The organism is Streptomyces sp. NBC_00102, from assembly GCF_026343115.1.
GTDB lineage: Bacteria > Actinomycetota > Actinomycetes > Streptomycetales > Streptomycetaceae > Streptomyces.
On record NZ_JAPEMC010000005.1, the window covers coordinates 33,109 to 57,132 of the forward strand.

General features: G+C 70.8%; 20 protein-coding genes and 1 pseudogene. 11 read left to right on the forward strand and 10 right to left on the reverse strand.

The annotated features are described in order from the left end of the window. The first annotated feature begins 47 nt into the window (after positions 1–47). The 4 genes from OHA55_RS34365 to OHA55_RS34380 are packed head-to-tail and all read left to right on the forward strand — an operon-like array spanning position 48 to position 2,572. Positions 48–263 (forward strand): MbtH family protein, encoded by a 216-nt coding sequence (locus tag OHA55_RS34365; RefSeq protein WP_266714049.1) that lies wholly within the window; start codon positions 48–50, stop codon positions 261–263. Between the two features lie 10 nt (positions 264–273). Further along, positions 274–1,587: a cytochrome P450 gene (locus OHA55_RS34370; RefSeq protein ID WP_266714051.1), complete on the forward strand. Its 1,314-nt coding sequence runs from the start codon at positions 274–276 to the stop codon at positions 1,585–1,587. Positions 1,588–1,613: 26 nt separating this feature from the next. Continuing rightward, entirely contained in the window at positions 1,614–2,372 is a 759-nt protein-coding gene (locus OHA55_RS34375) for an SRPBCC domain-containing protein (RefSeq protein ID WP_266714053.1), read from the forward strand. Next, positions 2,372–2,572, forward strand: a complete 201-nt coding sequence (locus OHA55_RS34380; protein WP_266714055.1) for a hypothetical protein — start codon at positions 2,372–2,374, stop codon at positions 2,570–2,572. The genes OHA55_RS34375 and OHA55_RS34380 overlap by 1 nt, the downstream gene beginning before the upstream one ends. 170 nt (positions 2,573–2,742) lie before the next feature. Here the strand turns inward: OHA55_RS34380 and OHA55_RS34385 are convergent. Further along, positions 2,743–3,270: pseudogene (locus tag OHA55_RS34385) on the reverse strand (flavodoxin family protein); the annotation flags it as partial. Between the two features lie 164 nt (positions 3,271–3,434). Here OHA55_RS34385 and sigK point away from each other — a divergent pair. After that, positions 3,435–4,046, forward strand: coding sequence for an ECF RNA polymerase sigma factor SigK (sigK, locus tag OHA55_RS34390; RefSeq protein WP_266714057.1), 612 nt, complete (start codon positions 3,435–3,437; stop codon positions 4,044–4,046). Beyond that, a complete protein-coding gene (locus tag OHA55_RS34395; protein ID WP_266714059.1) occupies positions 4,043–4,819 on the forward strand; it encodes an anti-sigma factor in 777 nt (258 codons plus the stop codon). Before sigK ends, OHA55_RS34395 begins: the two co-directional genes overlap by 4 nt. 57 nt (positions 4,820–4,876) lie before the next feature. Here OHA55_RS34395 and sbnA read toward each other — a convergent pair whose 3' ends face one another. The 7 genes from sbnA to OHA55_RS34430 form a co-directional block, all read right to left on the reverse strand. Further along, positions 4,877–5,896, reverse strand: a complete 1,020-nt coding sequence (gene sbnA / locus OHA55_RS34400; RefSeq protein WP_266714061.1) for a 2,3-diaminopropionate biosynthesis protein SbnA — start codon at positions 5,894–5,896, stop codon at positions 4,877–4,879. Between the two features lie 41 nt (positions 5,897–5,937). Continuing rightward, complete coding sequence (sbnB, locus tag OHA55_RS34405) at positions 5,938–7,008, reverse strand: 2,3-diaminopropionate biosynthesis protein SbnB (RefSeq protein WP_266714063.1); 1,071 nt, start codon at positions 7,006–7,008, stop codon at positions 5,938–5,940. After that, the gene (locus OHA55_RS34410; protein ID WP_266714065.1) at positions 7,005–8,051 is read right to left on the reverse strand and encodes a TauD/TfdA family dioxygenase; all 1,047 of its coding nucleotides are present in this window, start codon (positions 8,049–8,051) and stop codon (positions 7,005–7,007) included. Before OHA55_RS34410 ends, sbnB begins: the two co-directional genes overlap by 4 nt. Positions 8,052–8,086: 35 nt before the next feature. Continuing rightward, positions 8,087–10,603 carry a non-ribosomal peptide synthetase gene (locus tag OHA55_RS34415; RefSeq protein ID WP_266714067.1) on the reverse strand — a complete coding sequence of 839 codons (2,517 nt, stop codon included), beginning with the start codon at positions 10,601–10,603 and terminating at the stop codon, positions 8,087–8,089. Beyond that, complete coding sequence (locus OHA55_RS34420) at positions 10,600–13,158, reverse strand: Pls/PosA family non-ribosomal peptide synthetase (RefSeq protein WP_266714069.1); 2,559 nt, start codon at positions 13,156–13,158, stop codon at positions 10,600–10,602. The genes OHA55_RS34415 and OHA55_RS34420 overlap by 4 nt, the downstream gene beginning before the upstream one ends. 239 nt (positions 13,159–13,397) lie before the next feature. Further along, complete coding sequence (locus OHA55_RS34425) at positions 13,398–13,841, reverse strand: ATP-binding protein (protein ID WP_266714071.1); 444 nt, start codon at positions 13,839–13,841, stop codon at positions 13,398–13,400. A 330-nt stretch (positions 13,842–14,171) separates the two neighbouring features. Next, positions 14,172–15,218, reverse strand: coding sequence for a LacI family DNA-binding transcriptional regulator (locus OHA55_RS34430; RefSeq protein WP_266714073.1), 1,047 nt, complete (start codon positions 15,216–15,218; stop codon positions 14,172–14,174). A gap of 601 nt (positions 15,219–15,819) precedes the next feature. Here OHA55_RS34430 and OHA55_RS34435 point away from each other — a divergent pair. Both OHA55_RS34435 and OHA55_RS34440 read left to right on the forward strand, forming a co-directional pair. Further along, positions 15,820–16,788, forward strand: coding sequence for a glycoside hydrolase family 6 protein (locus OHA55_RS34435; RefSeq protein ID WP_266714075.1), 969 nt, complete (start codon positions 15,820–15,822; stop codon positions 16,786–16,788). Positions 16,789–16,906: 118 nt separating this feature from the next. Further along, positions 16,907–18,187, forward strand: coding sequence for a glycoside hydrolase family 6 protein (locus OHA55_RS34440; protein WP_266714077.1), 1,281 nt, complete (start codon positions 16,907–16,909; stop codon positions 18,185–18,187). A 249-nt stretch (positions 18,188–18,436) separates the two neighbouring features. Here the strand turns inward: OHA55_RS34440 and OHA55_RS34445 are convergent, their stop codons facing one another. Continuing rightward, the gene (locus OHA55_RS34445; protein WP_266714079.1) at positions 18,437–19,288 is read right to left on the reverse strand and encodes an IclR family transcriptional regulator; all 852 of its coding nucleotides are present in this window, start codon (positions 19,286–19,288) and stop codon (positions 18,437–18,439) included. A 76-nt stretch (positions 19,289–19,364) separates the two neighbouring features. Here OHA55_RS34445 and OHA55_RS34450 point away from each other — a divergent pair, with 76 nt between their 5' ends. Continuing rightward, entirely contained in the window at positions 19,365–20,324 is a 960-nt protein-coding gene (locus OHA55_RS34450) for an amidohydrolase family protein (RefSeq protein ID WP_266714081.1), read from the forward strand. 24 nt (positions 20,325–20,348) lie between these two features. Here the strand turns inward: OHA55_RS34450 and OHA55_RS34455 are convergent, their stop codons facing one another. Next, positions 20,349–21,419, reverse strand: a complete 1,071-nt coding sequence (locus OHA55_RS34455; RefSeq protein ID WP_266714083.1) for a LacI family DNA-binding transcriptional regulator — start codon at positions 21,417–21,419, stop codon at positions 20,349–20,351. 269 nt (positions 21,420–21,688) lie between these two features. Between OHA55_RS34455 and OHA55_RS34460 the strand changes: the two genes are divergently transcribed. Both OHA55_RS34460 and OHA55_RS34465 read left to right on the forward strand, forming a co-directional pair. Then, the gene (locus OHA55_RS34460) at positions 21,689–23,062 is read left to right on the forward strand and encodes an extracellular solute-binding protein (RefSeq protein WP_266714085.1); all 1,374 of its coding nucleotides are present in this window, start codon (positions 21,689–21,691) and stop codon (positions 23,060–23,062) included. Between the two features lie 22 nt (positions 23,063–23,084). Next, entirely contained in the window at positions 23,085–24,023 is a 939-nt protein-coding gene (locus OHA55_RS34465; protein ID WP_266714087.1) for a carbohydrate ABC transporter permease, read from the forward strand. Position 24,024 lies beyond the last annotated feature (1 nt).

The window sequence follows — 24,024 nt, forward strand, 5'->3', positions numbered from 1 at the left end:
CCGCCGGTGACACCACCCTTTCCCGATCCCCGCAGGAGGACCGAAACATGAGCAACCCCTTCGACGACCAGGACGGCACCTTCCTCGTCCTCGTCAACGACGAGAACCAGCACTCGCTCTGGCCGCAGTTCGCCGACGTACCCGAGGGCTGGACCGTCACCCACGGCCCCGACACCCACGCCGCCTGCCTGGCCCACGTCGAGCAGGAGTGGACCGACATGCGGCCCAGGAGCCTCGCCGACGCCATGGACACCCAGCGGTAGAGCGGACGACATGACCTCCACCGACACCCTGGGCGGGGCGCGCGACACCGCGGGCCCCGCCCGGCCCGAGGGCCTCGCCGTATGCCCCGTCCAGCCCGGCGATCCTGCCGCGGGTTCCGTCCGGCCCGACGGCCTGGTCGCGGCCCTGCTCACTCCGGAAGCCCGGCGGGACCCGTACCCGCTGTACGCCCGCATGCGGCGCGAGGATCCGGTCCACCGCAGCCCGCAGGGCATCTGGTACCTCACCCGCCACGCCGACGTCGAGGCGGCCCTCGGCGACCTGCGGCTGTCCAACGACCGGGACAGGATGACCCGCGCCTACAGCTCGCTCGGCGGCGACCTCAAAGCCCTCAGCCGGCTCACCGAACGACTCGGCCGGGTGATGAGCAACACCGACCCGCCGGACCACGCCCGGCTGCGCAAGCTGGCCAACAAGGCGTTCACCGCCCGTCGCGTCGAAGCCCTGCGCGGGGGCGTACAACGGATCGTCGACCGGCTCATCGACGAGGCGGTCGCGGCCGGCCCGGCCATGGAGCTCATCGAGGCGGTCGCCTCGCCCCTGCCGATGTCCGTCGTCTGCGAACTCTTCGGGATCCCCGACGAGGACCGACCTCAGGTCAAGAGCTGGTTCAGCCGATTCGGCCGGCTCAGCGAGGACATCGACAAGTCCGAGGAGGCGATCGACGGTTACGAGGAGTACCTCTCCGGGCTCATCCGCCGGCGCCGGCGCGAACCGGGCGACGACCTGATCAGTGCCCTGGTCGCCACCCAGACCAAGGACGACCGGCTCACCGACTCCGAACTGCTGTCCACCTGCTTCGTCCTGATCACCGCCGGGGACGAGACCACCACCCAGCTGATCGCCAACGGCATGCTCGCCCTGCTGCGCAACCCGGACCAACTGGCCGCGCTGCGCGCGGATCCGGACCTGATCCGCGGCGCGGTCGAGGAACTGGCCCGCTACGACACGGTGACCCAGGCGATCGTCCGGGTGGTGGCGGAGGACCTGGAGATCGGCGGACGGACGCTGCGGGAGGGCGAGTTGGTGTACCTGTTCCTCGGCGCGACCAACCGCGACCCCGAACGCTTCGAGAACCCCGACCGGCTCGACCTGTCCCGCCCCGGCAACCGCCACCTGAGCTTCGGCCACGGCCCGCACTTCTGCCTCGGCGGCCCGCTGGCCAAGCTCCAGGCGGAGGTGGCGATCGGCACGCTCGTGCGCCGGCTGCCCGGACTCCGCCTGGCCGACGGGGAGCCCCTGGAGTGGCGGGACAACCCGCTGCAACGGCGGTTGGCCGCCCTCCCGCTCATCCACCGACCGTGACCGACGACGAAGGAGCAGTACCGACCATGACCCGAGAATTCGAGGTCCGGCGGGAGCAGGACCTGCCCGTCGCGCCCGAGCAGGTCTGGGACGCGGTGGCCACCGGCGCCGGCAACCTCGGCTGGCTCTACCCGATGGAGATCGAGCCGCGTGTCGGCGGAAAGGCCACCCGGGGAGACGCCACCGTCGTGGCGTGGGAGCCGCCGCACCACCTCGCCGTCCGGGCCACCCAGGACGGCGGGTTCTCCAACACCCTCAGCTACCGCGTCGAACCGGCCGGCGACGGCAGGAGCCACCTGCGGATGGGAATCCACTGGGTGCACACGGGCGTCGTCGACGACGCCTGGAACTGGGACGCCAAGACCGACGTGGCCGAGAAGTACGTCGACTTCCACCAGCACGCCCTCGCCGAGTACCTCCGGCACTTCGCCGGCCGCCCCGCCGTCTACATCAGGGCGCAGCAACCCGGACCCACCGCCGATCCGTCCGACTTCGCCGCCCTGCGCCGACGCCTCGGCCTGGCCGAGGACGCGGCTGCAGGCGACCGGTTCACGCTTCTCGCCCCCGGCCCGGACCACGACCCCGTCGAGGTGGTCGTCGACTGGCTCAGCACCGACTTCCTCGGACTGCGGGGCCCGGACGCCCTGTACCGGTTCTTCAACGGCAGCACCTGGAACGTGCCGATCTGGCTCGGCCACCACCTGTTCGCCGAGCACACCGACGAGCAGCAGGCCACCAAGGCGTGGAACGTCTGGCTCAACGACACCCCCGCCCAGGAGTACTGATGGAAACCGCCACGCAGAGACTGCTCTTCGCCGCCGAACTCGTCGAGGAGAACGGCGCCTACGCGCTCGTCGTCCAGGACGTGCGGACGGGGACCGTCCAGACCACCCCGGTCCCCAAAGCCATGGTCGACAAGCTCCCCACCTTCCTCTCGGCGCTCGCGGCCAAGTTCAGCCCGGTCCAGCAGCGCCGCCGTTGGTAGCCAAGGGCGCCGCCGGGGGATGCGCGCCGTGTCGGTTCAACCGCTGCCGCCAGTCCCCGGGTACTGCTCCGGCCGGGCCCGGTACGGGCTGCTCGGCCGGGTGGGAGGTGGACCGGGCGGGCTGAGGGCCCTCGGGGAACCGCTGGGGGTGGCCACCGAGCGGGCGTTCGTCAGCTGCGGTGCTCCGGGTTGGGCGCGTCGAAGCGGCAGCCGGCGTTCCACTCGGGGCGCTGGTTGCCGTACGCGGGTACGCCACCGGCCCGCTTGAGGAGAGCGGCGAGGTGCATGAGGTTCCAGGCGGCGAAGGTCGTGTTCCGGTTGGTGAAGTCGTTCTCCGGACCGCCGGAGCCCGGATCGAGGTAGCTGGGTCCCGGACCGGCCTCTCCGATCCAGCCCGCGTCGGCCTGCGGGGGGATGGCATAGCCGATGTGCTGGAGGCTGTACAGGATGTTCATGGCACAGTGCTTGAGACCGTCCTCGTTGCCGGTGATCAGACAGCCGCCGACCCGCCCGTAGTAGGCGGACTGGCCGGCGTCGTTGAGGGCGGCCGAGTTGGAGTAAAGCCGTTCGACGACGTGCTTCATCACGGAGCTGTTGTCACCGAGCCAGATCGGGCCGCAGAGCACCAGGATGTCGGCGGCCATCACCTTGGCGTACAGCTCCGGCCAGGCGTCGGCGGCGGCTCCGTGCTCGGTCAAGGGCACGATCTGCGGGCGCGGTGGCTACGAACCACTGGTGAGGAGTACGTCCTGCCGCGAGTTCTGCCCTCCGACCGCGGAGGTGAATTTGTGGTGCAGGTGGCTCCGGACGGATGCCCCGAGTGCCCGGCCGCACGAGGGTCGAGCAGAGCTGAGGAGTTGCCGTGGGTCGTGACGGTGAGACTGGACCGGGCAGGCGCCCGGGTTCCGGCGGTGGCCGGTCTGAGGAGCAGGCGTGGCTCGACGGGCTGCTCACGCGCGCCGCCGACGGGGACGAGAAGGCATTCGTCGAGGTGTACGACGCCCTGGCGAAGCCGGTGATGGGACTGGTCTGCCGGGTGCTGAGGGACGAGGCGCAGGCGGAGGAGGTGACCCAGGAAGTCATGGTGGAGGTGTGGCGCACCGCGTACCGTTTCCGTCCTGAGCGGGGAGCCGCCCGCAGCTGGGTGCTGACCCTCGCGCACCGGCGCGCGGTGGACCGGGTACGGTCCGTCGCGGCGGCGAGGGCCCGCGAGATGAGAGTCGGCGTCCGGGACCAGGACCTGCCGTTCGACGCGGTCGCCGAAGAGGTCGAGAAGCGGGAAGAACACCGGGTGCTCTTCCGCTGCCTCGGTGAACTCGCAGGTCAGCTGCGGTTGCCCCTGGTCCTCGCCTACTACGAAGGCCTGACGTACGCCGAAGTGGCGGACTCCCTGGCTTCCCCCCACGGGACGATCAAGTCGCGGATGCGCCACGGCCTGCACTCCCTGCGCGAGTGCCTGGGAACAAGATCATGACTACGAGACCCGGCGACGACCCGCACCTCGATGTAGGTGCGTACGTGCTGCACGCCCTGCCGCCCGACGAGGAGGCCGCCTTCGAGAACCATCTGGCGGGCTGCCCGGCCTGCCGACGGGAGGTGGAGGAGCTGGCCGCCACGGCTGGCCTGCTGGGGGAGGCCGTCGAGGCCCGCGCACCGTCGCCGGAGGTGCGCCGCCGGGTGCTCCGGCAGATCTCCGGCACACAGCAGGACCGGCCCGCTCCCGTCGCGGTGGTGCATCGCTACCGGCGCCGCCTGCGGGCGATGGCCGTGTCGCTCGCGGCGTCGGCCGTGGCGGCGGCGGTGCTGGGCGGCGTCGCCTGGAGGCAGAGCTCGGAAGCCGACACCGCCCGCGCGCAAGCCGATACCGCCCGCGAGCAGGTCGCGGAGGCCCAGGACGGTGCCCAGGCCCTCGCCGGTGTCGTCGCGGCTCCCGATGCCACGATCAGAGCCGAGCAGCTCCCGCAGGGGGCGACGGCCAGTGTGATCACCTCGCGGTCGCAGAACCAGGCCGCCTTCGTCGCGTCCGGCCTGCGGCCCCTCACCGACGGCCGGGTCTACGAACTCTGGTACGCCGACGGCGAGCGGTTCCGGCCGGCCGGACTGCTGTCCGGCGACGGCGGCAGCCAGGCGCACGTCCTGCAGGGTCCGCTCAAGGGCGCCACGGCCGTGGGCATCACCGTGGAGCCCGCCGGTGGATCGCGGCAGCCGACCACTCCTCCCCTCGGCCTCGTCGGCATCTCTTCCTGACGTGCCTCGCGCCGCCGCCCCCGACACGCGGGGGCGGCGGCGGTGTGCGGCTGGGCGTCAGCGGACCAGCCCGTCGGCCGTGTCGGGCTCGCGGGCGGAGGGCGGCCCACTGGACGCTTCCTGCGGGACGAGCGCCTCGTCGCCGTAGAGGGCCTGTACCCAGTTGGTCTGGTAGACCGTGTCGAGGTAGCGCTCGCCGAGGTCCGGTGCGATCGCCACCGTGGTGAGGTCCCGCTCTCCGTGCCGGGCGAGCCAGTCCGTCGCTCCCCTGACCACGGTTCCGGTGGAGCCCCCGAAGAGAAAGCCGCGCCTGGCGAGAGCCCGGCAGGTACGTATGCTGTCGGCCTCCTCGACGCGTACCGCCTCGTCGACGTACGTCTCGTCGAGCAGCGGAGGGCGCATGCTCATGCCCAGCCCGGGGATCATACGGCGGCCCGGGGGCCCGCCGAAGATGGCCGAACCGACGCTGTCCACGGCCACGATGTGCACCGGCCGGTGCGCGTCGCGGAACCAGCGCGCGCAGCCCATCAGCGTGCCCGTGGTACCGACCCCGACGAACAGGACGTCCAGTCGCGGAAAACGGTGGGCGATGGCCGGCGCGGTTCGGAAGTAGTGCGCCTTCCAGTTGTCGGCGTTGGTGTACTGGCTCAGCCACACGTGGCGGTCGTCCGCCGCGCACAGACTCCGTACGTGCGCGAGCCGGGCGCCCAGCAGGCCGCCGGAGGCGTGCTCGTCGGAGACGACGTGGACCTGGCTGCCGAGGGCTTCCATCATCAGACGCGTGGTCAGGTTGCAGCGCGAGTCGGTCACGCAGATGAAGCGGTAGCCCTTGCCTGCCGCGATCATGCTCAGGGCGACGCCGAGATTGCCGGAGGACGATTCGACCAGGACGGATTCGGGCGTCAGGGTCCCGTTGCGTTCGGCGGATTCGACCATTTCGGTGGCGGCCTTCAGTTTGATCGAACCGGCGAAGTTGAACCCCTCGCACTTGAGGAAGAGCCGGTGGCCGACCATCGATGCGAGGTCGACGTAGAGGTCCTCCTCGTTGAAGGCCTCGGGGACGGAGATGACGGGCACGATGTCTCCTCGGTGGCTGCGGACGGTGGACGCCGGTGGCCTCAGCCGTACCGGCTCAGTTCGTGGAAGAAGTCGTCGACGGTCCGGAGTTCTCCGGCGCCGGCCACCTCGTCGTAGACGTACTTGCCGACCGCGAGGTCGAGCACGCCCAGGCCGAACGGGGAGAAGATCACCGGCCGGTCGGGCGGTACCGTCACCCGCCCTGCCATCACGTCGTCGAGCGTGCCGAGCAGGAAGTCGCGGTTTCCGGTGAGCCGTTCGGTGAGATGGGGGGAGGTGGAAGCACGCAGGCAGTGCTCGACGTCGTCGACGACGTTGGTGGCACCGAGCAGGACCTGCGGTGCGAGGTCGCGCAACGACACGTGCAGCACCACCGGGTTGTGGCCGAACCAGGACGGTTCGTCCACGTGGGGCCGGTCCGCCACGGTGGCGAAGACGATCAGATCGCTCTGGCGGACGAGCTCTTCGGCGCTCCGGTGCACGGTCACACGGCCGACCGCTCCGGACTGTTCCAGGTAGGCCCGGAAGCCGGCCGCGCTGTCGGGGGACACGTCGTGCACCCCGATGGCGTCGAAGGACCAGCCGGTTCCTTCGAGATAGGTGTGGATGTAGCGGGCGATCAGGCCGGTGCCGACGAATCCGAGCCGGGTGGGACGCGGCCGCCCACTGCTGAGCCGGTCGGCGGCGGACGCTGCGGACGCGGCGGTCCGGGCGGCGCTGATGATCGAGCTCTCCATGCAGGCGAAGGGATAGCCCGTGGCGTAGTCGTTGAGGATGAGCACGGCGGACGCCCGGGGAATGCCGGCTGTGACGTTGGTGGGGAAGCTGGAGATCCATTTGAGGCCGTCCACCGGGTTCTCGCCGCCCAGGGAGGCGGGCAGCGCGATGATCCGGGACGTCGGCCGGTCGCGGAAGCGCAGGAAGGAGGACGGGGGGTTGACCGACTGAAGGGCGCCGTGCAGGCGATAGGTCTCCTCCACGACTTCCACCACGGTCTTCTCCCTTCCCCGGAGCACCTCCTCGACCTTGGCGCCCGGGATGACGGCGAAGGGCGGGACGGCCGGAGCGCTCGCGGGCGCGGCCGTGTCCGGAGCGGTGTTCACGGTGGTCATGCGGCTGCCCTCCCGGGATTCGGTGCGAGCCGGGGGGAGCGGGCGGGGGAGAGGGAGACGGGGTCTCCCATCCCGACCACGACGGCCCGTGGGCCCTCGTACGCTTCCCGGCTGTGCGCGGTGCGGATGTTGTCGACGAGCGTCAGCTCACCGGTTCGCCAGGGCCGGCGCACGGTGTGTGCCGCGTACGCCTCGTTGATGAGCTCGACCACGTCGGGGGAGACGGGGTCGCCGTTGCCGTAGCGGGTGTTGAAGGGAAGGTTGTCGGAGCCGTACTCCGCGACGAGGAATTCCCGCACCTCGGGGGCGAGGGTCCACTCGTTGAGGAAGGCGATCTGGTTGAACCAGCAGGGACGCCCCGAGAGCGGATGGCCCACCACGGCGCTCCGGTGCTGCCGGGTGTGCAGCGATCCGTCCGCCTGCCAGGAGCGGTCGATGCCGTGGTCGCGGCAGTACGCGTCGATGGCGTCGTGGTCGTCGGTACCGAAGGACTGGTGCAGAGTGGCGCCGATCTCGCCGTTGTACGAGCGCGTCAGGAGCCAGCCCTGCCGCTCGAAGCGTGCGACCAACTCCGTGGGCAGTTCCGCCAGTACGGCGGTCGAGTCGGCGAGGGCCGTGGCGCCACCCTCGGAAGGCTCCTGGAGGCACGCGAAGAGGAGAAGGCCCGGGCACGGGGTGGTGTAACTCAGCTCGTGGTGCATGCACATGGGCTGGTTGGGAGGCCAGGCCGAGGACGAGTGGAGGCCCTCTGCGTACGTGTCCCGGGGGGCGAAGGCCTCGCGTTCGGTCACGGGACGATCCGTCAAGCGGTGGAAGACCGGCTCGACATCCTCCGGAGTGCGCAGGCCGAGGCCGCGGACCGTGACCGCGCCGTGTTCGGCGACCAGGCCGCGCAGCGTTCGCCGGTGACCGGCCGCCCAGGCAGCCGGATCCGGGGCGCCTTGCGCGTCGAGTACCGGTGGACCTTCGGGGAGCGCCGATACGGTGGCGGGGGCGGCCGGCGGGGCGTCGGCCGGGGTTCTGCGGAACAGTGCGGACAGCATGGCGTACTCCTCGGACGTGTCGTTTCGCGGGAACTTCAGGTCTGCGTCGTGCGGACGGGCGAGCCGGGTGCCGGCGGTGGCTGCGCGAGGCCGGTCGCGCCTTCGCCCCGGGCGTCCATCAGCTCTGCCAGGGCGGCGGGCGTCGGACGCGCGGTGAGATCGCGCAGGGAAACCGTCCGGCCCAGACCGGCCAGCAGGCGGACGGCCGAAAGGGAGGTGCCTCCCAGGTCGAAGAAGTCGTCCCGCCGCCCGATCTGCCCGGCCGGTCTGCCGAGCGCGGTCGCCCAGGCCGCGACGAGCCGTCGCTCGGTAGGGGTGCGCGGAGGACGGCAGGCGTCTTCGGCCGTGACGCGTTCTTCGGCGAGCGCCGTCAGCGCCTTCCGGTCGGTCTTCCCGGTGGCGGTGAGCGGGAGATCCTCCAGGTGGCGGAAGGAGCCGGGGACCATGTAGGCGGGCAGCAGTTCTCCGAGCCCGCGGCGCAGGTACTCCTCGTCCGCGGCGGCCGGGCCGGTGCAGAAGGCGATGAGCCGGGCGTGGTTCTCCGGTCCCGCCACCACGACGGCGCCGTCACGGACGCCGGGTATGCGCGGCAGCGTGTTCTCGATCTCTCCGAGCTCTATGCGGAAGCCGCGAATCTTCACCTGCGTGTCCCGGCGGCCCAGGAACTCCAGCTTCCCGTCGGGCAGCCAGCGCCCCGTGTCGCCGCTCCGGAAGAGGCGTCGGCCGGGGTCGTAGGGGTCGGTCGTGTAGGCGAGGCGGGTGCGCTCGGCGTCGTTGACGTAGCCGCGGCCGACGCAGACTCCGGAGAAGACGATCGCACCCGGGGCTCCCAGGGGAACCGGCACCAGCTGGTCGTCGACCACGAGGACGCGCACGTTGTTCACGGGGCGGCCGAGCGGAACCCGGCCGGTGACGGGGGCCTCGTGCATCACCTCGTGGTTGGTGTCGTCGGACGTCTCGGTCAGGCCGTAGGCGTTGACCAGAGGCACACCGGGTCCGGTGGCGAACCATCTTTCGGCGAGCTCGCTCTTGAGCGTCTCCCCGGTGACCGACACGCACCTCAGGCCGGACAGCGCCCGAGGGCAGCGCGCGAGCGCGGTGAGGACGACGTCCAGATACGAGGGCACCACCTGGAGGACGGTGACGCCTCCCTCGGAGACCGTGGCCAGGAATCGGCCGGTGTCGAGAACCGTCGCCCGGTCGACCAGCAGAGTGCGTCCGCCGGTCGCCAGCGCGGCGAGCAGCTGCCACAACGAGATGTCGAAGCACTGCGAAGCGGTCTGCGCCACGACGCTGTCCTCGTCGATGCGCAGGTCGTCGATCTTGGCGAAGAGGTGGTTGAGCAAGCCCTCGTGCTCGCACATGGCGCCCTTGGGTTCTCCGGTGGAGCCGGAGGTGAAGAACACGTAGGCGAGTTGGTCCGCCCCGACCTCGACGCCGGGGGAACTGTCGTCTCCCGGCCGGTCGGTGACGTCCGGCACGAGGAGCCTGTGGGTGCCGGGAAGCCGGGCGAGCGCGCGGTCCAGGTTCGTGCCACTGTCCGGGTCGGTGAGCACGTGGGTGCAAGCCGCGCGGCTGAGCACGGTGGTCATCCGTCCCGGAGGGCACTCGGGGTCGACCGGCAGATAGGCCCCGCCCGCCTTGAAGACGGCGAGCACGGCGGCCGCCCAGCCCAGGCCGCGCCCGGTCACCACGGCGACGACGTCCTCGGCGCGCAGCCCCTGGGCGAGGAGCGCGTGGGCCAGTCGGTTGGCCCGTACGTCGAGTTCCCGGTACGTCCACGACCGGTCACCGTGGACGATCGCCACGGTGTCCGGATGCCTCCTCGCCCGTTCTTCGAACAGTTCGTGGAAGCGGCGGTCCGGGAGCGGGCGGTGCCGACCGGCGAGGGTGTCGAGCTGATGGCGGATCTCCTCCTCGGACACCAAGGTGGCTCGTTCGTGCGGGGCGTCGGGATCGGTGGCGATCCGTTCGAGAGCGGTGAGGTGGTAGCCGCTGATCCGGGCGGCGTGGTCCGCGTCCATCACGTCGGTCCGGTAGCGCAGGCGCAGAGCGGTCCTCCCGTCGTCCTCCCCTGCGGCGACGGAGAGGACGGTGCCGTCGTCGCGGCGAAGGGCAGGGGGCTCCCGGCCGGTCGGTTCGAACACCACTTCCGGGCGCGGGCTGGACGGAGGTGGGGGAGTGGCGGAGAGAGCAGCCGTCCGCGCCCATGCTGTGGCCGACACCAGGTCGCGCCAACTGCCTGAAGGGACCGCCATCTCCAGGATCAGAGGCGCGACGCCGGCCCGGGGCCGGAACCCGCTGCGTACGACGGGGTCGGCCGAGAGCACGGCCAGTACCTTCGCGTGCGCGGCCAGGAACACCGTGGTGAGCGGCACACCGAGTTCTCCGGCCCGCCGGCGCAGGAGCGCCTCCGTGCGCTCGGGCAGGAGAGCGGTCGCCTCCGCCGTGCCGGGCAGGGGGTTCGTGGCCCATCGCGGGACGGTGGTGCAACAGCCCTCGGCAGGGACAGCCGGTGCTGGGACGTGTCCGTCGGTCCTGATCGTCGTCATCGTTGTTCGCCTCCAATGCCGTCGGACACCGGGCGAGCCGGATTCCCCGCCCAGCGGGCGTGTTCGGGAACGGTCTCGCCCTTCATCAGGAAGGAGTCCGCTTCCAGTTCGGCCCCGTCCGAGACCGTCACGCCGTAGTGCACGAGCGCTCCGACCCCGAGCGTGCACCCGGAGCCGAGCACACTGCGGTCGGACTTGAACGCGCCGTCCTCCTGCGAGTGGCACTGCACGACGCTGCCCGCGTTGAGCGTGCAGCCGTCCCCGATGGTGACCATGGCGCGCTCCGTCAGACCGCAACCGTCGTCGAAGACCCGGGAACCGATACGCACACCGAGCAGGCGCCACACGACGTTCTTGAAGGGGGTGCCGTTGAGGACCTGCAGATACGTCTCGGACGGGACCTTCCAGTACCGCTCCCGGTGCCAGAAGCGCCGGTCGTAGATCGAGCAGAACAGCGGACCCGGGGGGTGCAGGGCCGTCACGATCCGTTCGACCAGGACGAAGTAGAGGAAGGTGAAAGGCAGTACGACGGCGTTGGCCGCGGCGATCACCACCGTCCCCCACTGCGGATACAGGCTCGCCGCAGCCGCGTACATCGCGGTGACGAGGAAGAAGTACAGCCACCCGGTGAAGAGGTACGCCGCCATCGACACGGCGTTGTGCCGGGCCTTTGCCGTCAGGCGCCGACGCAGCCCGTCGCCCTCCGCCGATTCGTCGAAGGCGCTGTCACGCAGCACCGACCGGGGGATCTCGAAAGGGGGGGATCCGAGCAGTCCGACGTCGTGCCTGAGCGGGCCGTCCACCGGGACCATGACCTTCGTCGCCAGGAGACAGTTGTCACCGGTTCTGCCGCCCGGGGGATAAGCGATCCGGTTGCCCAGGAAGTTGTGTGCGCCGATCGAGGTGGCCGACAGTCGGAACGAGGTGCTGGAGTACTCCGCGTTCATCAGGGAGAGACCGTCCGCGACCATGGTGCCGGTGCCCACCCTGCTCAGGAAGGGGCTCTCGTGCTTGACCCGGGTGCCGAAGTTCGAACCGGTCTGCTCCACCCGGGAGAGGTCGTACCCGATCCTGCGGAGGTAGTGCGTGATGAACGCGCTGTCGCCGAACAGTCTGGTCAGGGAGTTCCGGTTGGTGAGCAGCGCGGTCGCCCGGTGAGCTGCGTGGTGGAGTCCGAACAGCGGATAGGTCCGCCCGGGCTTCACGAGGGCGCCGAGCACGCGGGGGAGCGTGGCCATCACGACCAGGGCGGCGACCACGGCACCGGAGAAGGCGACGGCGGTGGCCGCCAGTACGTCGGCGTACAGCGTCCAGCTCGTCGCCGCGGTCTGCCCCCGGTCCAACAGGGTGGATCCCGCCAGGATCCGGGAGAGCAGGACGTCAAGGGCCCCCACCATCAGCGGCACGTACACCGTCAGCATCATGAGCAGCAGGCCGGCCCCGGCGGCGACCCGCCTGGCGGTGCCGCACCGGACGGGCCCCACCGTCCGGAATTCGGTGTCGGTGGCCCGGGCCGGCGAGCCGTGCCAGTGCTCGCCGTCCGGTACCGCCTGTCCGGTGTGCAGCGAGGACGCGTGGCCGAGCTGGGATCCGTCACCGAGCGAGGTGCCGATGTCGAGCACCGTCGCCTCGCAGACGACCACGTCGCGCCCCATGACGACGGGTCCCGTCTCGATCATCCCGTCGCGTGCGCGGTAGCAGCTGACGAGTGAGTCCTTGCGGACCACCGTGCCGTCGCCGATCACCAGGAGATCCGAACAGACAGGCACGGTACGGGACAGGAACGTCACTCCCCGACCGATGTGCGCGCCCAGGGCCCGCAGATAGAGCGGGTAGAGGGGGGAACCCACGAACAGAACCATCGGGCTCGACCTGATGAGCGCCTTGACCAGCCAGAATCGGACGTACGCGAGACTCCAGACGGGAAACCGCCGGGGCGTCCACCTGCCCACCAGCAACCACTTGGCGACGACCGGCAGGGCACACAGGAGGACGAGCAGTACGGCTCCGAACACGACCGACCGCAGATAGGAGTCGGGCAGAGTGGCTCCCGCGGAGATCCAGTCGTAGCCGCGGGACGTGACGACGGCGAGGAGAAGGGCGTACCCGAGGAAGCCCAGCAGCTGGAGCGCGCCGCACACCGCCACACGACGGCGGGTCGTCCGGACCGCCGGTTCCGGGACCGGCGGATCGGTCGGCTCCTCGGGCGAAGCGGCCGGGACCGGTCCTTCCCGCACGGGTGCTCGCGGTGCGGTCTCCGCGAGCGACAGGGCCAGGCCCCGGATGGTCGGACAGCGGTAGACGTCGCGCATCGACACCGGTGGCAGATGGGGACGCTTCCTGACACGGGCGCAGAAGTGCGCCATGACCAGGGAGTCGGCTCCCAAGTCGTTGAAGAAGTCACTGTCGGGGGTTACTTCCTCCACCTCGGCCACGTCCGCGAGCACTCCGGCGAGTTCCTTCTCCGTGCCGGAGAGCGCGGGGGCCGCGACCATCGGTCGGTCGTGGGTGACGGGAGGCCCGGTGCTCGTCGCGTCGAGTCGCTGTGCCGTCATGAGCACTCCTTCAGTCGCTGCCGATCGAGCGTTCCGCTCTCACGTCAGGTATTCGTCGCCAGGAGGCCGAGGTATGAGCAGGCCGCCCGTTTTCTCTCGGTGAGTGCGTGTCCGTCCGGACCGATGATGCGGCGGTGCGGTACACGGTGATGCCTGAGCGCCGCGACGCCTCCGCCCCCTCCGGGGCGGTTCGGGCGCGGCCCTGTCCAGCGGCACGCTCCTGCGCGCATGCCGTGCTCTCAGACGGCGGCGAACGCCGCGTGCACGCACTTGCCCTCGGGGAGCGTCTGCGTGTAGACGCTGGCTCCCAGGTCCTCGGCGATGTGCAGGCCCATGCCGCCGGTGCCTTCCGTACGGTCCGGGGCCCGCGGGACCGGCGGAACGCGGGAGTGGTCTGTCACCGAGATGTCCAGGGCACCGGACGCGGTGGTGAGAGTCAGGGTGCTGGGGCCGGGCGCGTGCCGGACGGCGTTCGTGACCAGTTCGGAGACGATCAGCAGGAAGTCGTCGCGGCGCTCCGGGGAGAGCGCCGGCCAGGCACCGTGCAGGAAGGCGGCCGTCGCGCGGCGCGCGAGCGAGGGGGCTCCGGGGCCGGAGGGCAGCGAGACCGTGAGCGGGCCCGTTGTTTTCGGCGTGGGCGTGGGCGTGGGCGTGGTCGTCGTGGTGATGGTGGTGGCAGTCATGACGAAGTCCTGGGGATGGGGTGCCTCTGCCGAACCCGGTCCGGAAACCAGGCCTCGGCTCCACCGGACGCGGGGCCGACATGGCGAGCGAGGGTTCACAAGGGATTCGGATGCATCCGGTGCCTGGATGAGGAGAACAGGAAGAAACGGTGCACCCCGTGGCGGACCACGGTCACCGATCCCCCGTCCTGTCGCCGTTCGGCAGGAGAGGTGTCGGCCTTCGGACCCGATCGGTGAACGCCGGTCCATCCCGACCTGATGGCTCGTCCGACCGGGGCGGAGGACCCATCAGGTCGGGATGCGGCAGGAGGCTGTTCCCGGGGCGCTTTCTCAGCGCGGAGAGGTGACTTCGGGAGCGGTCACTTCGGGGGCGGACTCGCGAACCGTCAGCCGGGTCGGAAGGACGAGTGGATTCGGGTCCTGTCCGTCGATCGCGTTGACCAGCATCCGTGCCATCTCGTGCCCCAAGGCTCTGACCGGCTGGCGCACGGTGGTGAGCGGAGGGTTGGTGTGCCGAGCCCCGGCCAGGTCGTCGAATCCGATCACCCAGACGTCCTCGGGCACCCGCCGTCCCCGACCGCGCAGTACCTCGAGCGCACCGATCGCCATCCCGTCCGATGCCGCGAATACCGCGTCCAACCGCGGATGCGCGTCCAGGAGCCGCTCCATCGCGTCCGCGCCGCCTTCCACCCGGAACCCGCCGGAGGAGACGCCCAGCAGGGGGACCCCGCCGAGCGTCAGCCCTTCGGTGAAGCCCTGTTCGCGCGCGACGGAGACCAGGCTGTCCACCTGGCCGGTGATCATGACCGGTCCGGTCCGCCCCGCGCGCACGAAGTGATCGGCAGCCAGCCTGGCTCCGCCCTTGTTGTCGGCATCCACGTACCACCGCGGCTCGCCCGTCAGGGGGAGGCCGCCGAAGACGACGGGCATTCCGGCCTCCTCGGCCAGTCGTCCCAGTGGGTCGTCGCCGCGCAGTGCCATCAGCATGATGCCGTCGGCACGGCGCGAGCGGACCGTCTGCCGCAGTCGAGCGCGGCCGCGCGGCGTGTTGGCCAGAACCAGGATCAGTTCGAGATCGGTCTCGTCCAGGGCCGCGCTCACCCCGACGACGACCTCGGCGAAGAACGGGTCGGCGAACAGGCCGGACTCGTCGCTCGAAGCGGCCAGCACCACCGCGCCGACCCTGTTGCCCGCCAACGCCCGCGCGGTCGGGTTGGGCACGTATCCCAGTTCGCGTACGGCCCGTTCGACGGCCTCCCGCTTGGCCTGGCTGACGTGCGGAACCTTGTTGACCGCCCGGGAAGCCACGGTGCGCGACACGCCCGCTCGCGCGGCCACCTCGTCGAGGGTCGGCATGCGCCTGGGCGTCGGCTGCATCGGAACGGTCGCTCCTACGAATTCGCGGCGGTGATGAACACGGTGATGATCCCACGGGCCCGGTCGGCCGACCCCGGGTCCCGACACACGGTGGACGCCCGTAGCCCGAACGTCGAATGCGGACAGGGCTGTTGCTGTCGGACAACGCGCGTCCCGTCCGCCGCACGCCCGACCAGGTCCGGGTACCCGATGGCGGCCGTCCCTGCGCGCTGTCGTCCGAGGTTCGTCTTCGGGCGGTGGGGCTTTCCGTGCATGCTGACCGTACTCCCTTCGTCGCGGTGCCGGAGCGGTACGGACATAAAACTGGTAGCGCTTCCAGTTTTGTGCACCCGGCTCTGCCAGCTGGGGAGTTGGGAAGTTGTGCGAGTTCTCTTGACTGGCCGCATCGTGGCCCAGACGATACTGGCCGTACCCCAAAGGCGCCGGATGCTCCTATGGGAGCGCTTCCAGTGGGAGCGCTCCCAGGGTGGATGGTCCGTGGGGTCGTGCATCCCGCCCGGGCCGCGGTTCGCCCGGGCGTCGTACCACCGCACTTCCACCGAGCCGCACGCTCAGGACGAGAGCCGTGCGGTGTATCCCCGTCAGGAACCGAGGTACTTCCATGCGTCTCTTCTCCCGAGCGATGACGGCAGCGCTCGTTGCCCTGCCGTTGGCCCTCGTGGTCTCTACGCCCGCGCAGGCTGCTGACCCGACCACGCTGACGAGCGGCTTCTACGTAGACCCCAACTCCAGTCCGGCCCTGTGGGCCGCGGCCAACCCCGGTGACGGGCGAGCGCCCGCAATCCGCGACAGCGTCGCAGCGAAGCCGATGGCCCGCTGGTTCGGCAACTGGAGCGGCACCATAGGGACGGCTACCGGCGCCTACGTCGGCGCGGCCGACGCCGCGGACAAGCTGCCCGTCCTCGTGGCCTACAACATCCCCAACCGCGACATATGCGGAGGGCAGTCCGGCGGCGGGGCAGGCTCCGTCGCCGCCTACAACACGTGGATAGCCGCATTCGCGGACGGAATCGGCTCCAGGCCCGCCGTCGTCATCCTCGAACCGGACGCGCTCGGGGACACCAGTTGCATGACGGCCGCCCAGATCGCCGAACGCAACTCCCTGCTCAACAATGCGATCACCCAATTCAACCAGAAGGCCCCCAACACCTGGGTCTACCTCGACGCCGGCAACCCGGGCTGGCGCAGCGCCACATCGATGGCCGCGAGCCTGAACGCAGCAGGTCTCAGCCGCACCCGAGGCTTCTCGCTGAACGTCTCCAACCACTACACCACCGCGGAGAACATCACTTACGCCAACGCGGTCAACGCCGCACTGAGTTCGTCCAACGGGTACAGCAAGCCGTTCGTCGTGGACACCAGCCGCAACGGCAACGGCTCCACCAACGGTGAATGGTGCAACTCGGCGGGCCGCAGGATCGGAACGCCCACCCAGAAGGGCGGAGGTGCGGAGATGCTCCTGTGGATCAAGACCCCCGGTGAGTCCGACGGCAACTGCGGCGTCGGAGCCGGGTCCGTGGCGGGCCAGTTCCTCCCCGAGGTCGCCTACAAGATGATCTACGGCTACTGATCTCCCGGTCTCCGGGTGGCCCGCCGTCCGGGCCCCCGGAGACCGGCCCAGCCGCAACCGCCGCCACCGGCGGCGGGCGAACGTTCCGCAGCCGTCAGATCTCGGACCAGGAGTCACCATGCGTTCCCTTACGTTCCGGCGCCGCACAGCCGTCGTCACCGCGGCGCTCACCGCCTTCGCGGCGTTCGCCGCCACGGCTGCCCAGGCCGCACCCGCTCCCGCGCGGGGCACAGTCACCCCGGCCACGAAGTTCTACGTGGACCCGAACAGCAAGGCGGCCCGGCAGGCCATCGAGGACCTGAGGGGAGGAAAGATCGAAGACGGCCTGAACATGGTGAAGTTGGCGAGTTACCCGCAGGCCGCGTGGTTCACGGGGGGCACGCCCACCGAAGCCCGCACCGGCGTACGCAAGCTCGTCCGTGCCGCCGCGGTCACCCGCCGGGTACCGGTCCTGGTGGCGTACGACATCCCCGGCCGGGACTGCAGCCTCTACTCCAGCGGCGGGGCCGACTCCTCCGCCGCCTACCGCCGGTGGATCGACGCGTTCGCCCAGGGCATCGGCAGCGACCAGGCCGTGGTCATTCTGGAACCCGACAGCCTGGCCGCCCTTCCCAAGGACTGCGCCGGGGACATCGACCCGACCGGAGAGCTCACCACCCGCCGCACGGAAGACCTCGACTACGCGGTCCGCGCTCTGAAGAGCGGCGCGAACACCACGGTCTATCTGGACGCGGGCAACAGCCAGTGGCGATCCGTCGGAGACATCACACAGCGGCTCCTGGACGCCGGCGTCGAAGAGAGCGACGGCTTCGTCCTGAACATATCCAACTACCAGCCCACGGATCAGACGTCGCGCTACGGGACCTGGATATCCAAGTGCCTGTGGTTCGCCACCGAGGGGCCGGAATGGTCACGTGGCCACGCCGACTGGTGCGCCGGCCAGTTCTACTCCCCGGCCGCTCCCAACGACGGAACCCCGGGCAACGCCGTCTCCTCCACCGACCCCTCCACCTGGCACTGGACCGACACCTGGTACGACCAGAACGTGGGCAGTCCCGCCGACGAGGATCTGGCGCACTTCACGATCGACACCAGCCGCAACGGAAAGGGGCCGTGGACCCCGCAGCCGGGTAAGTACAGTGGCGACCCGGAGACGTGGTGCAATCCGCCCGGACGTGGCATGGGCCCTCGCCCGACCGTCGACACCGGTGTCCCGCTCGTGGACGCCTACCTCTACGTGAAGACCATCGGTGAATCCGACGGCAGCTGCACCCGCAACACCGGCGGCACGATCGACCCCGAGTACGGCGTCGTCGACCCTGCCGCCGGAGTCTGGTGGCCCGGACAAGCACATGAACTCGCGCGCAACGCGGAACCACGCCTGACGCTCAACCACTGACCCGGACTCCGACGAGTACGCCGCGGCTCCCGGACGCGGCCCGTACGACGGGGCGAGGGAGAACATGAAGAATGCCGGCACCGTCGGGATCACCGGGGCGGCCGTGGTCGGCAGGGACGGCGCGGCCGGGGCCAGGACGGGCCCGGCCGCGCCGGGCAGCGCACGGGCCAAGGGGGGTACCGGACCACGACACCCTTCCCCCGTGCTCTCACGACGAGGCGCGGGGACTGCCGGGACTTCCCCGTGCTCTCACGACGCGGCGCGGGGACTGCCGGGACGGGCTGCCCACGGTCCGTCCTCCTCGAGCCGGCGGGAGATCGCGCGGGCCGTGGCCCGTACGGCAGGGCCGTAGCCCGCCTCCGCGAGGCCGGTGCTGGGCGCTACGACCGACAGCGCCGCGACCACTTCGCCGCCGCTTCGCACCGGAGCGGCCACGGTGTCCACCGGCCAGGGGAGGCTCTGCCGTCCGGACGCGTGGTCACCGCGCCGCACTTCGGCGAGGGCCCGACGCAGGTCGGCCGGGGTGCGGATGTCGTCGTGGCCCTGTCTGAGGCGGCCCTCTCCGGGCTCGTAGGTGGTGATGGCGTGGTCCTGGACGTCCTTCGGCGCGAAGGCGAGCAGCACCAGCCCGACGCCGGTGGTGGTGAGGGGGAGACGCCCTCCCACCCGGTAGTGCACGGGGCCGGCGTCCAGCGCCGAGAGCCTCTCGACGAGCACCGCCTCGCCCTGCTCGTACACGGCGAGCAGCACGTGCTGTCGCGTGACGTGGAAGAGGTCCTCCATGAACGGCATGGCCACGGAGCGCAGGCCGTGGCCGCGCGGCGCCAGGGAAGCGGTCTCCAGCAGGCGAAGCCCCACGACGTAGCGGCCGTCGTCCAGATGCTCCAGCGCGCCCGCGTGGACCAGTGACCGGGCGAGCCGCAGAGCACTGCTGCGGGGGATCTTGCTCCGCCGCGCGAGCCCGGCGAGCGTCTGCGCACGATGATCGGCGTCGAAGGTGCCGAGCAGGGCGAACGCCCGGTCGATGACGGGTTGCCCCTCGGCGGGCTTCCCGCCCCGACGGGGCCGAGTGCCGTCACCCGAACCCGGTGTTCCATTCATCGGCATCACCCGTGCCATCCTACGACGCCGTTCCTACGCTGACCAAGGTAAGGATCCGCATCCGAGGGAGCTCCGCATGACCCCCACAGGCCTCATCGACGTCCACGCGCACTTCGTCACCGACAGCTACGTCGCAGCGGCCCGGGCCGCGGGGATCGAGCATCCCGACGGCATGCCCGGCTGGCCTTCGTGGAGCGTCGAACAGCATCTCGACCTGATGGATCGGTCGGGAATCGAGAAGTCCTACCTGTCGGTCTCCTCTCCGGGAGTGCACTTCGGGGACGACGTCGCGGCGCGTGCCCTCGCGCGCGAAGTCAACGAGTTCTGCGCCGGGGTCCGCAGCGGGCGTCCGCGGCGATTCGGCCATTTCGCCTCCCTGCCGCTGCCCGACGTCGGGGGCGCGCTCGCGGAAGCCGCCCACGCCCTCGACGTACTCGGAGCGGACGGGGTGGCCGTGGAGACCAACCACCACGGCGTCTACCTCGGCGACCCGCGGTTCGAGCCGCTGTGGGAGGAACTCGGCCGTCGGGGCGCCCTCGTCTTCGTCCACCCCACGTCCCCGCCCCGCGCCGACGAACTGTCCCTGGGCCGGCCGCGGCCGATGCTGGAGTTCCTCTTCGACACCGCCCGTACGGCGAGCGACCTGCTCCTGCGCGGAGTGTTCACCCGCCACCCCCGGATCCGCTGGGTGCTGACCCACGGCGGAGGCGCGCTGCCGCTGCTCGCCGACCGCATCGACCTGTTCAGCTCCGTGTTCGGTGACGGCACCCAGGAATCGCCGGAAGCGCCCAGCGCGGTGGAGCAGCTCGGCCGCCTCTGGTACGACATGGCCGGGACACCCTTCCCGCGCCAGATCCCGGCCCTCGACGCCGCGTTCGGCACCGAGCGCCTTCTCTACGGCAGTGACTACTGCTGGACCCCCGCGGCGGGGGCGCTCGCCCAGGTCGCCTCCGTCGACTCGGCGGAGCGGCCTTCCGCCACCGACACCTGGCGGGACCTCACCACGCGCAACGCGCGGCGCCTGTTCGACGTGTGACGTCGGCCCAAGGACGCTTCGCGCTCACCACACCCCGTCGCGGACCGCCGCTCCCTCGGTGCTCTCGCGCAGGACGAGGCGGTGTGCCACCACGCGGTCCTGCGGGTCCGCCGATCCGGGGCGGCCCGCCTCGTCCGGCCCGGCCCCCGGACGCGTCGCCTCGTCGATGCGGCGCAGCAGCAGGTCCACCGCGACCCGGGCCACCGCCTCCTTGTCCGGGGCGACCGTGCTCAGGGACGGCACGCTGAACCGGCCGCCCTCCACGTCGTCGAAGCCGATGACGGCCACGTCCTCGGGCACCCGGGCACCGAAGGAGTGCAGGGCCCGCAACGCGCCCAGAGCGAGCTGGTCGTTGAGGCACAGCAATGCGTCCGGCCGGACCCCGTCGGCCAGTACCCGGTGCACCGCGGCGGCGCCGTGGCTCATGTGGAACGCGTCCACCGGCAGCAGGGAGGCGGGGTCGTGGGCGATGCCCGCCTCGGCGAGCGCGGCGAGGAAGCCCCGGGTGCGCGCCTGCGCGGTGCCGACCGCCCCGTCGTTCCGCCCGCCGACCGTGACGATGCGCCGGCGCCCCATGGCGAGCAGGTGACCGGTGGCCTCCCGGGCCGCGCGTTCGTTGTCGATGGCCACGTGGTCGGCCCCGTCGGTCAGCAGCTCGCCCAGCAGGACGGTCGGCGGCGGCCCGGCGTGGGCGCTCAGGTCTTCCGGAGCCAGGGCCAGCGGGCTGAGGATGACTCCGTCCACGAAGGTGGAGCCGAAGCCGGCCAGCGCGGCCCGCTCCCGCTCACGGTCGCCGCCGGACTGGTGGATCAGCACGGTCAGGGAGCGCCCCTCGGCCTCCCGGACGACGTGCTGGGCCAGTTCGGCGAAGTACGGGACGTCGAGTTCCGGTACGACCAGGGCGATGATTCCCGTCCGCCCGCTGCGCAGATGCCGCCCGGCGAGATTGATGCGGTAACCGAGGTGGTCGATCGCCTCCTGCACCACCCGCCGGGTCCGCTCGGACACGTGGACGTAGTCGTTGAGCACGTTGGACACCGTCTTCTCCGACACCCCCGCGTGCCGTGCGACGTCCTTGATCCTCGGCCGTGCCACCCGCAACCTCCCAGCCCTAGGTACGCCCCGAGTCTATGGGGGCCTTCCGGGCAGTCCGGGGGCGGCTCCGTGATGCCGGTCGGGGGACGCGTTCGATGCACAAGCGATGACGCAACTCTTTACAGCCAATGTACATCGATGTAAAAACAGGGCACCGCACTGGTGGACCCGGTGCGGATCACCCCGATGTGCGCGGGCGGCCGAAGGCTGCCGTGCCGATGGCGCCTGCCGTCGGCCGGGCACGTCGTCCGGCCGTCGAAAGGTCAGTGATGAGCTCTGCACCCTCTGCCCGTAGGCCACTTGGCGCCTGGGGCTCCGGCGATTCGCCCGGTCTGGGCCGCCGCCGGCTGTTCCGCTACGGAGCCGCCGGGGCGACCGCGCTCCTGGCCGCGGGCCCGCTGGCCGGCTGCGCGTCGCCCGCCGGCTCCACCGGACCCGCCGCGCTGAAGGTGTGGGACCTGTTCCAGGGCGGCGACGGCATGCTGATGGACGAGATGATCGCGGCGGTCTCCCGGGGCGCCGACGGGTTCCACGTGGACCGGACGATCCTGGACTGGGGCCCGTCGTACTACACGAAACTGGCCATGTCGGCGGCCGGCGGACGCGCTTCGGACGTGGCGGTGATGCACCTGTCACGCCTGGCCGGATACGCCCCCGGCGGCCTGCTCGACCCGATCGACCTGGACCTGATGGCCGAATTCGGCGTGAAGGAGAAGGACTTCGCCCCCGCGGTGTGGAAGCGCGCCCAGCACGAGGGCACGGCCTACGCGATTCCGCTGGACGTCCATCCGTTCATCGTCTTCTACGACAAGGACGTGGCCGGCGAGGCCGGTCTGCTCGACCCCGCCGGCCACCTCGCACCGATGGGCTCGCCCGAAGCGCTGCTGGACGCCGGGAAGAAGCTGGCGAAGGCCACCGGGCACTCCGGCATCCTCTTCGGCCACGTCACCGACACCGCCCAGAGCTGGCGGCAGTTCGCGGCGCTGTACGCCCAGACCGGCGCCTCCTTCACACTGCCCGACGGCGGGCCGCCGAAGATCGACATCGAGGCGGCGGTGAAGGTCGTGACCTTCATGAAACAGCTCTTCGACGGCCGGACCAACCCCAACAACCTGGACTACAACGGCGCGATGGCCGCCTTCATGGACGGCCGCGGCGGCATGATCATGGCAGGGGAGTGGGAGCTGCCCACCTTCCGGAAGTCCGGCATCAAGAACCTCGGGGCCGCCCCCTTCCCGCAGATATTCGACCGGCCGGCCGTCTACGCCGACTCGCACAGCTTCGTCCTGCCGCACCAGGACGACCCCGACCCCGCCCGGCGCCGCCAGGCCCACCGGTACATCGCCGAGATCATCAAGCAGAGCCTGACCTGGGCGAGCGCCGGGCACATCCCCGCCTATCTGCCGGTCCAGGCCCGCCCCGAGTACGCGAAGCTCGACCCCCAGTCCTCGTACGCGGCCGCGGGCGAGATCGCCGTCCTCGACCCGCCGAACTGGTTCGCCGGAGCCGGTGGCAACTTCCAGAACCGCATGTGCCAGCCGCTCCAGTCGGCGCTGCTGGGCAACACCTCGGCCGAGAAGGCGGTACGGCAGATGGTCCGGGAAGCGGACACCCTGCTGCGCCAGCCCAACCCGGTCGCCTGACGACAGCCGAAGGAGCCGCATCGTGACCACCACCGCACCCGCCGGAGCCACGGCGCCATCCCACCCGCACTCCTCCGAAACACCGCCCGCGCCCCGGCGCCGCCGCTCACTCACCGGCGGCGGAGGCGTGTTCGTCCTGCCCTTCCTGGCGTTCTTCGGACTCTTCCTGGTCTGGCCCATCGTCCAGGGCCTCTGGATGAGCCTCACCGACGCCTCGCTCACCCTGCACGACCCCGAGTTCGTCGGACTCGCCAACTACGCCGAGGCGCTGGGCGACCCCGACGTCTGGAGCAGCCTCGGCAACACCGTCTTCTTCACCCTCATATCCTGCGTACCGCTCGTCCTGATGGCCCTGGCCATGGCCCTGCTCGTGCACAGCGGGCTGGTCGGCCAATGGGTGTGGCGCCTGGCCTACTTCGCCCCCTACCTGCTGCCCGTCACCGTGGTCACGCTCATCTGGACGTGGCTCTACCAGCCCGACATCGGCCTCGGGAACCAGCTGCTGACGTCCCTCGGCTTCGAACCCGTCGGCTGGCTCTCCGACGAGTCGGTGGCCATGTGGTCCGTGGCGGCCCTCACCGTCTGGTGGACGGTGGGCTTCAACTTCCTGCTCTACCTCGCGGCCCTGCAGTCCCTGCCCGTCACCTTCGACGAGGCGGCCGCGCTCGACGGGGCGGGTGCCTGGCGGCGACTGTGGTCCGTCACCCTGCCCCAGCTGCGCCACACCACCGTCATGGTCGCCATGCTCCAAGTGCTCGCCTCGCTCAAGGTGTTCGACCAAATCTACATCCTCACCAAGGGCGGCCCCAACGGCTCGACCCGCCCGATCCTCGAATACGTCTACGACGTCGGCTTCACCGGATACAGGCTCGGCTACGCCTCCGCGATCAGCTACGTCTTCTTCGCGCTCGTCATCGTCGTCTCCGTCGTGCAGCTCCGCTTCTTCCGTCAGGAGGGCTGAC

Bases quoted from the DNA above. Each gene is read 5' to 3' on its own strand.
- OHA55_RS34365 (WP_266714049.1), top strand. From the start codon at position 48: ATGAGCAACCCCTTCGACGACCAGGACGGCACCTTCCTCGTCCTCGTC.
- OHA55_RS34370 (WP_266714051.1), top strand. From the start codon at position 274: ATGACCTCCACCGACACCCTGGGCGGGGCGCGCGACACCGCGGGCCCC.
- OHA55_RS34375 (WP_266714053.1), top strand. From the start codon at position 1,614: ATGACCCGAGAATTCGAGGTCCGGCGGGAGCAGGACCTGCCCGTCGCG.
- OHA55_RS34380 (WP_266714055.1), top strand. From the start codon at position 2,372: ATGGAAACCGCCACGCAGAGACTGCTCTTCGCCGCCGAACTCGTCGAG.
- OHA55_RS34395 (WP_266714059.1), top strand. From the start codon at position 4,043: ATGACTACGAGACCCGGCGACGACCCGCACCTCGATGTAGGTGCGTAC.
- sbnB (WP_266714063.1), bottom strand. From the start codon at position 7,008: ATGACCACCGTGAACACCGCTCCGGACACGGCCGCGCCCGCGAGCGCT.
- OHA55_RS34410 (WP_266714065.1), bottom strand. From the start codon at position 8,051: ATGCTGTCCGCACTGTTCCGCAGAACCCCGGCCGACGCCCCGCCGGCC.
- OHA55_RS34415 (WP_266714067.1), bottom strand. From the start codon at position 10,603: ATGACGACGATCAGGACCGACGGACACGTCCCAGCACCGGCTGTCCCT.
- OHA55_RS34420 (WP_266714069.1), bottom strand. From the start codon at position 13,158: ATGACGGCACAGCGACTCGACGCGACGAGCACCGGGCCTCCCGTCACC.
- OHA55_RS34425 (WP_266714071.1), bottom strand. From the start codon at position 13,841: ATGACTGCCACCACCATCACCACGACGACCACGCCCACGCCCACGCCC.
- OHA55_RS34430 (WP_266714073.1), bottom strand. From the start codon at position 15,218: ATGCAGCCGACGCCCAGGCGCATGCCGACCCTCGACGAGGTGGCCGCG.
- OHA55_RS34435 (WP_266714075.1), top strand. From the start codon at position 15,820: ATGCGTCTCTTCTCCCGAGCGATGACGGCAGCGCTCGTTGCCCTGCCG.
- OHA55_RS34440 (WP_266714077.1), top strand. From the start codon at position 16,907: ATGCGTTCCCTTACGTTCCGGCGCCGCACAGCCGTCGTCACCGCGGCG.
- OHA55_RS34445 (WP_266714079.1), bottom strand. From the start codon at position 19,288: ATGAATGGAACACCGGGTTCGGGTGACGGCACTCGGCCCCGTCGGGGC.
- OHA55_RS34450 (WP_266714081.1), top strand. From the start codon at position 19,365: ATGACCCCCACAGGCCTCATCGACGTCCACGCGCACTTCGTCACCGAC.
- OHA55_RS34460 (WP_266714085.1), top strand. From the start codon at position 21,689: ATGAGCTCTGCACCCTCTGCCCGTAGGCCACTTGGCGCCTGGGGCTCC.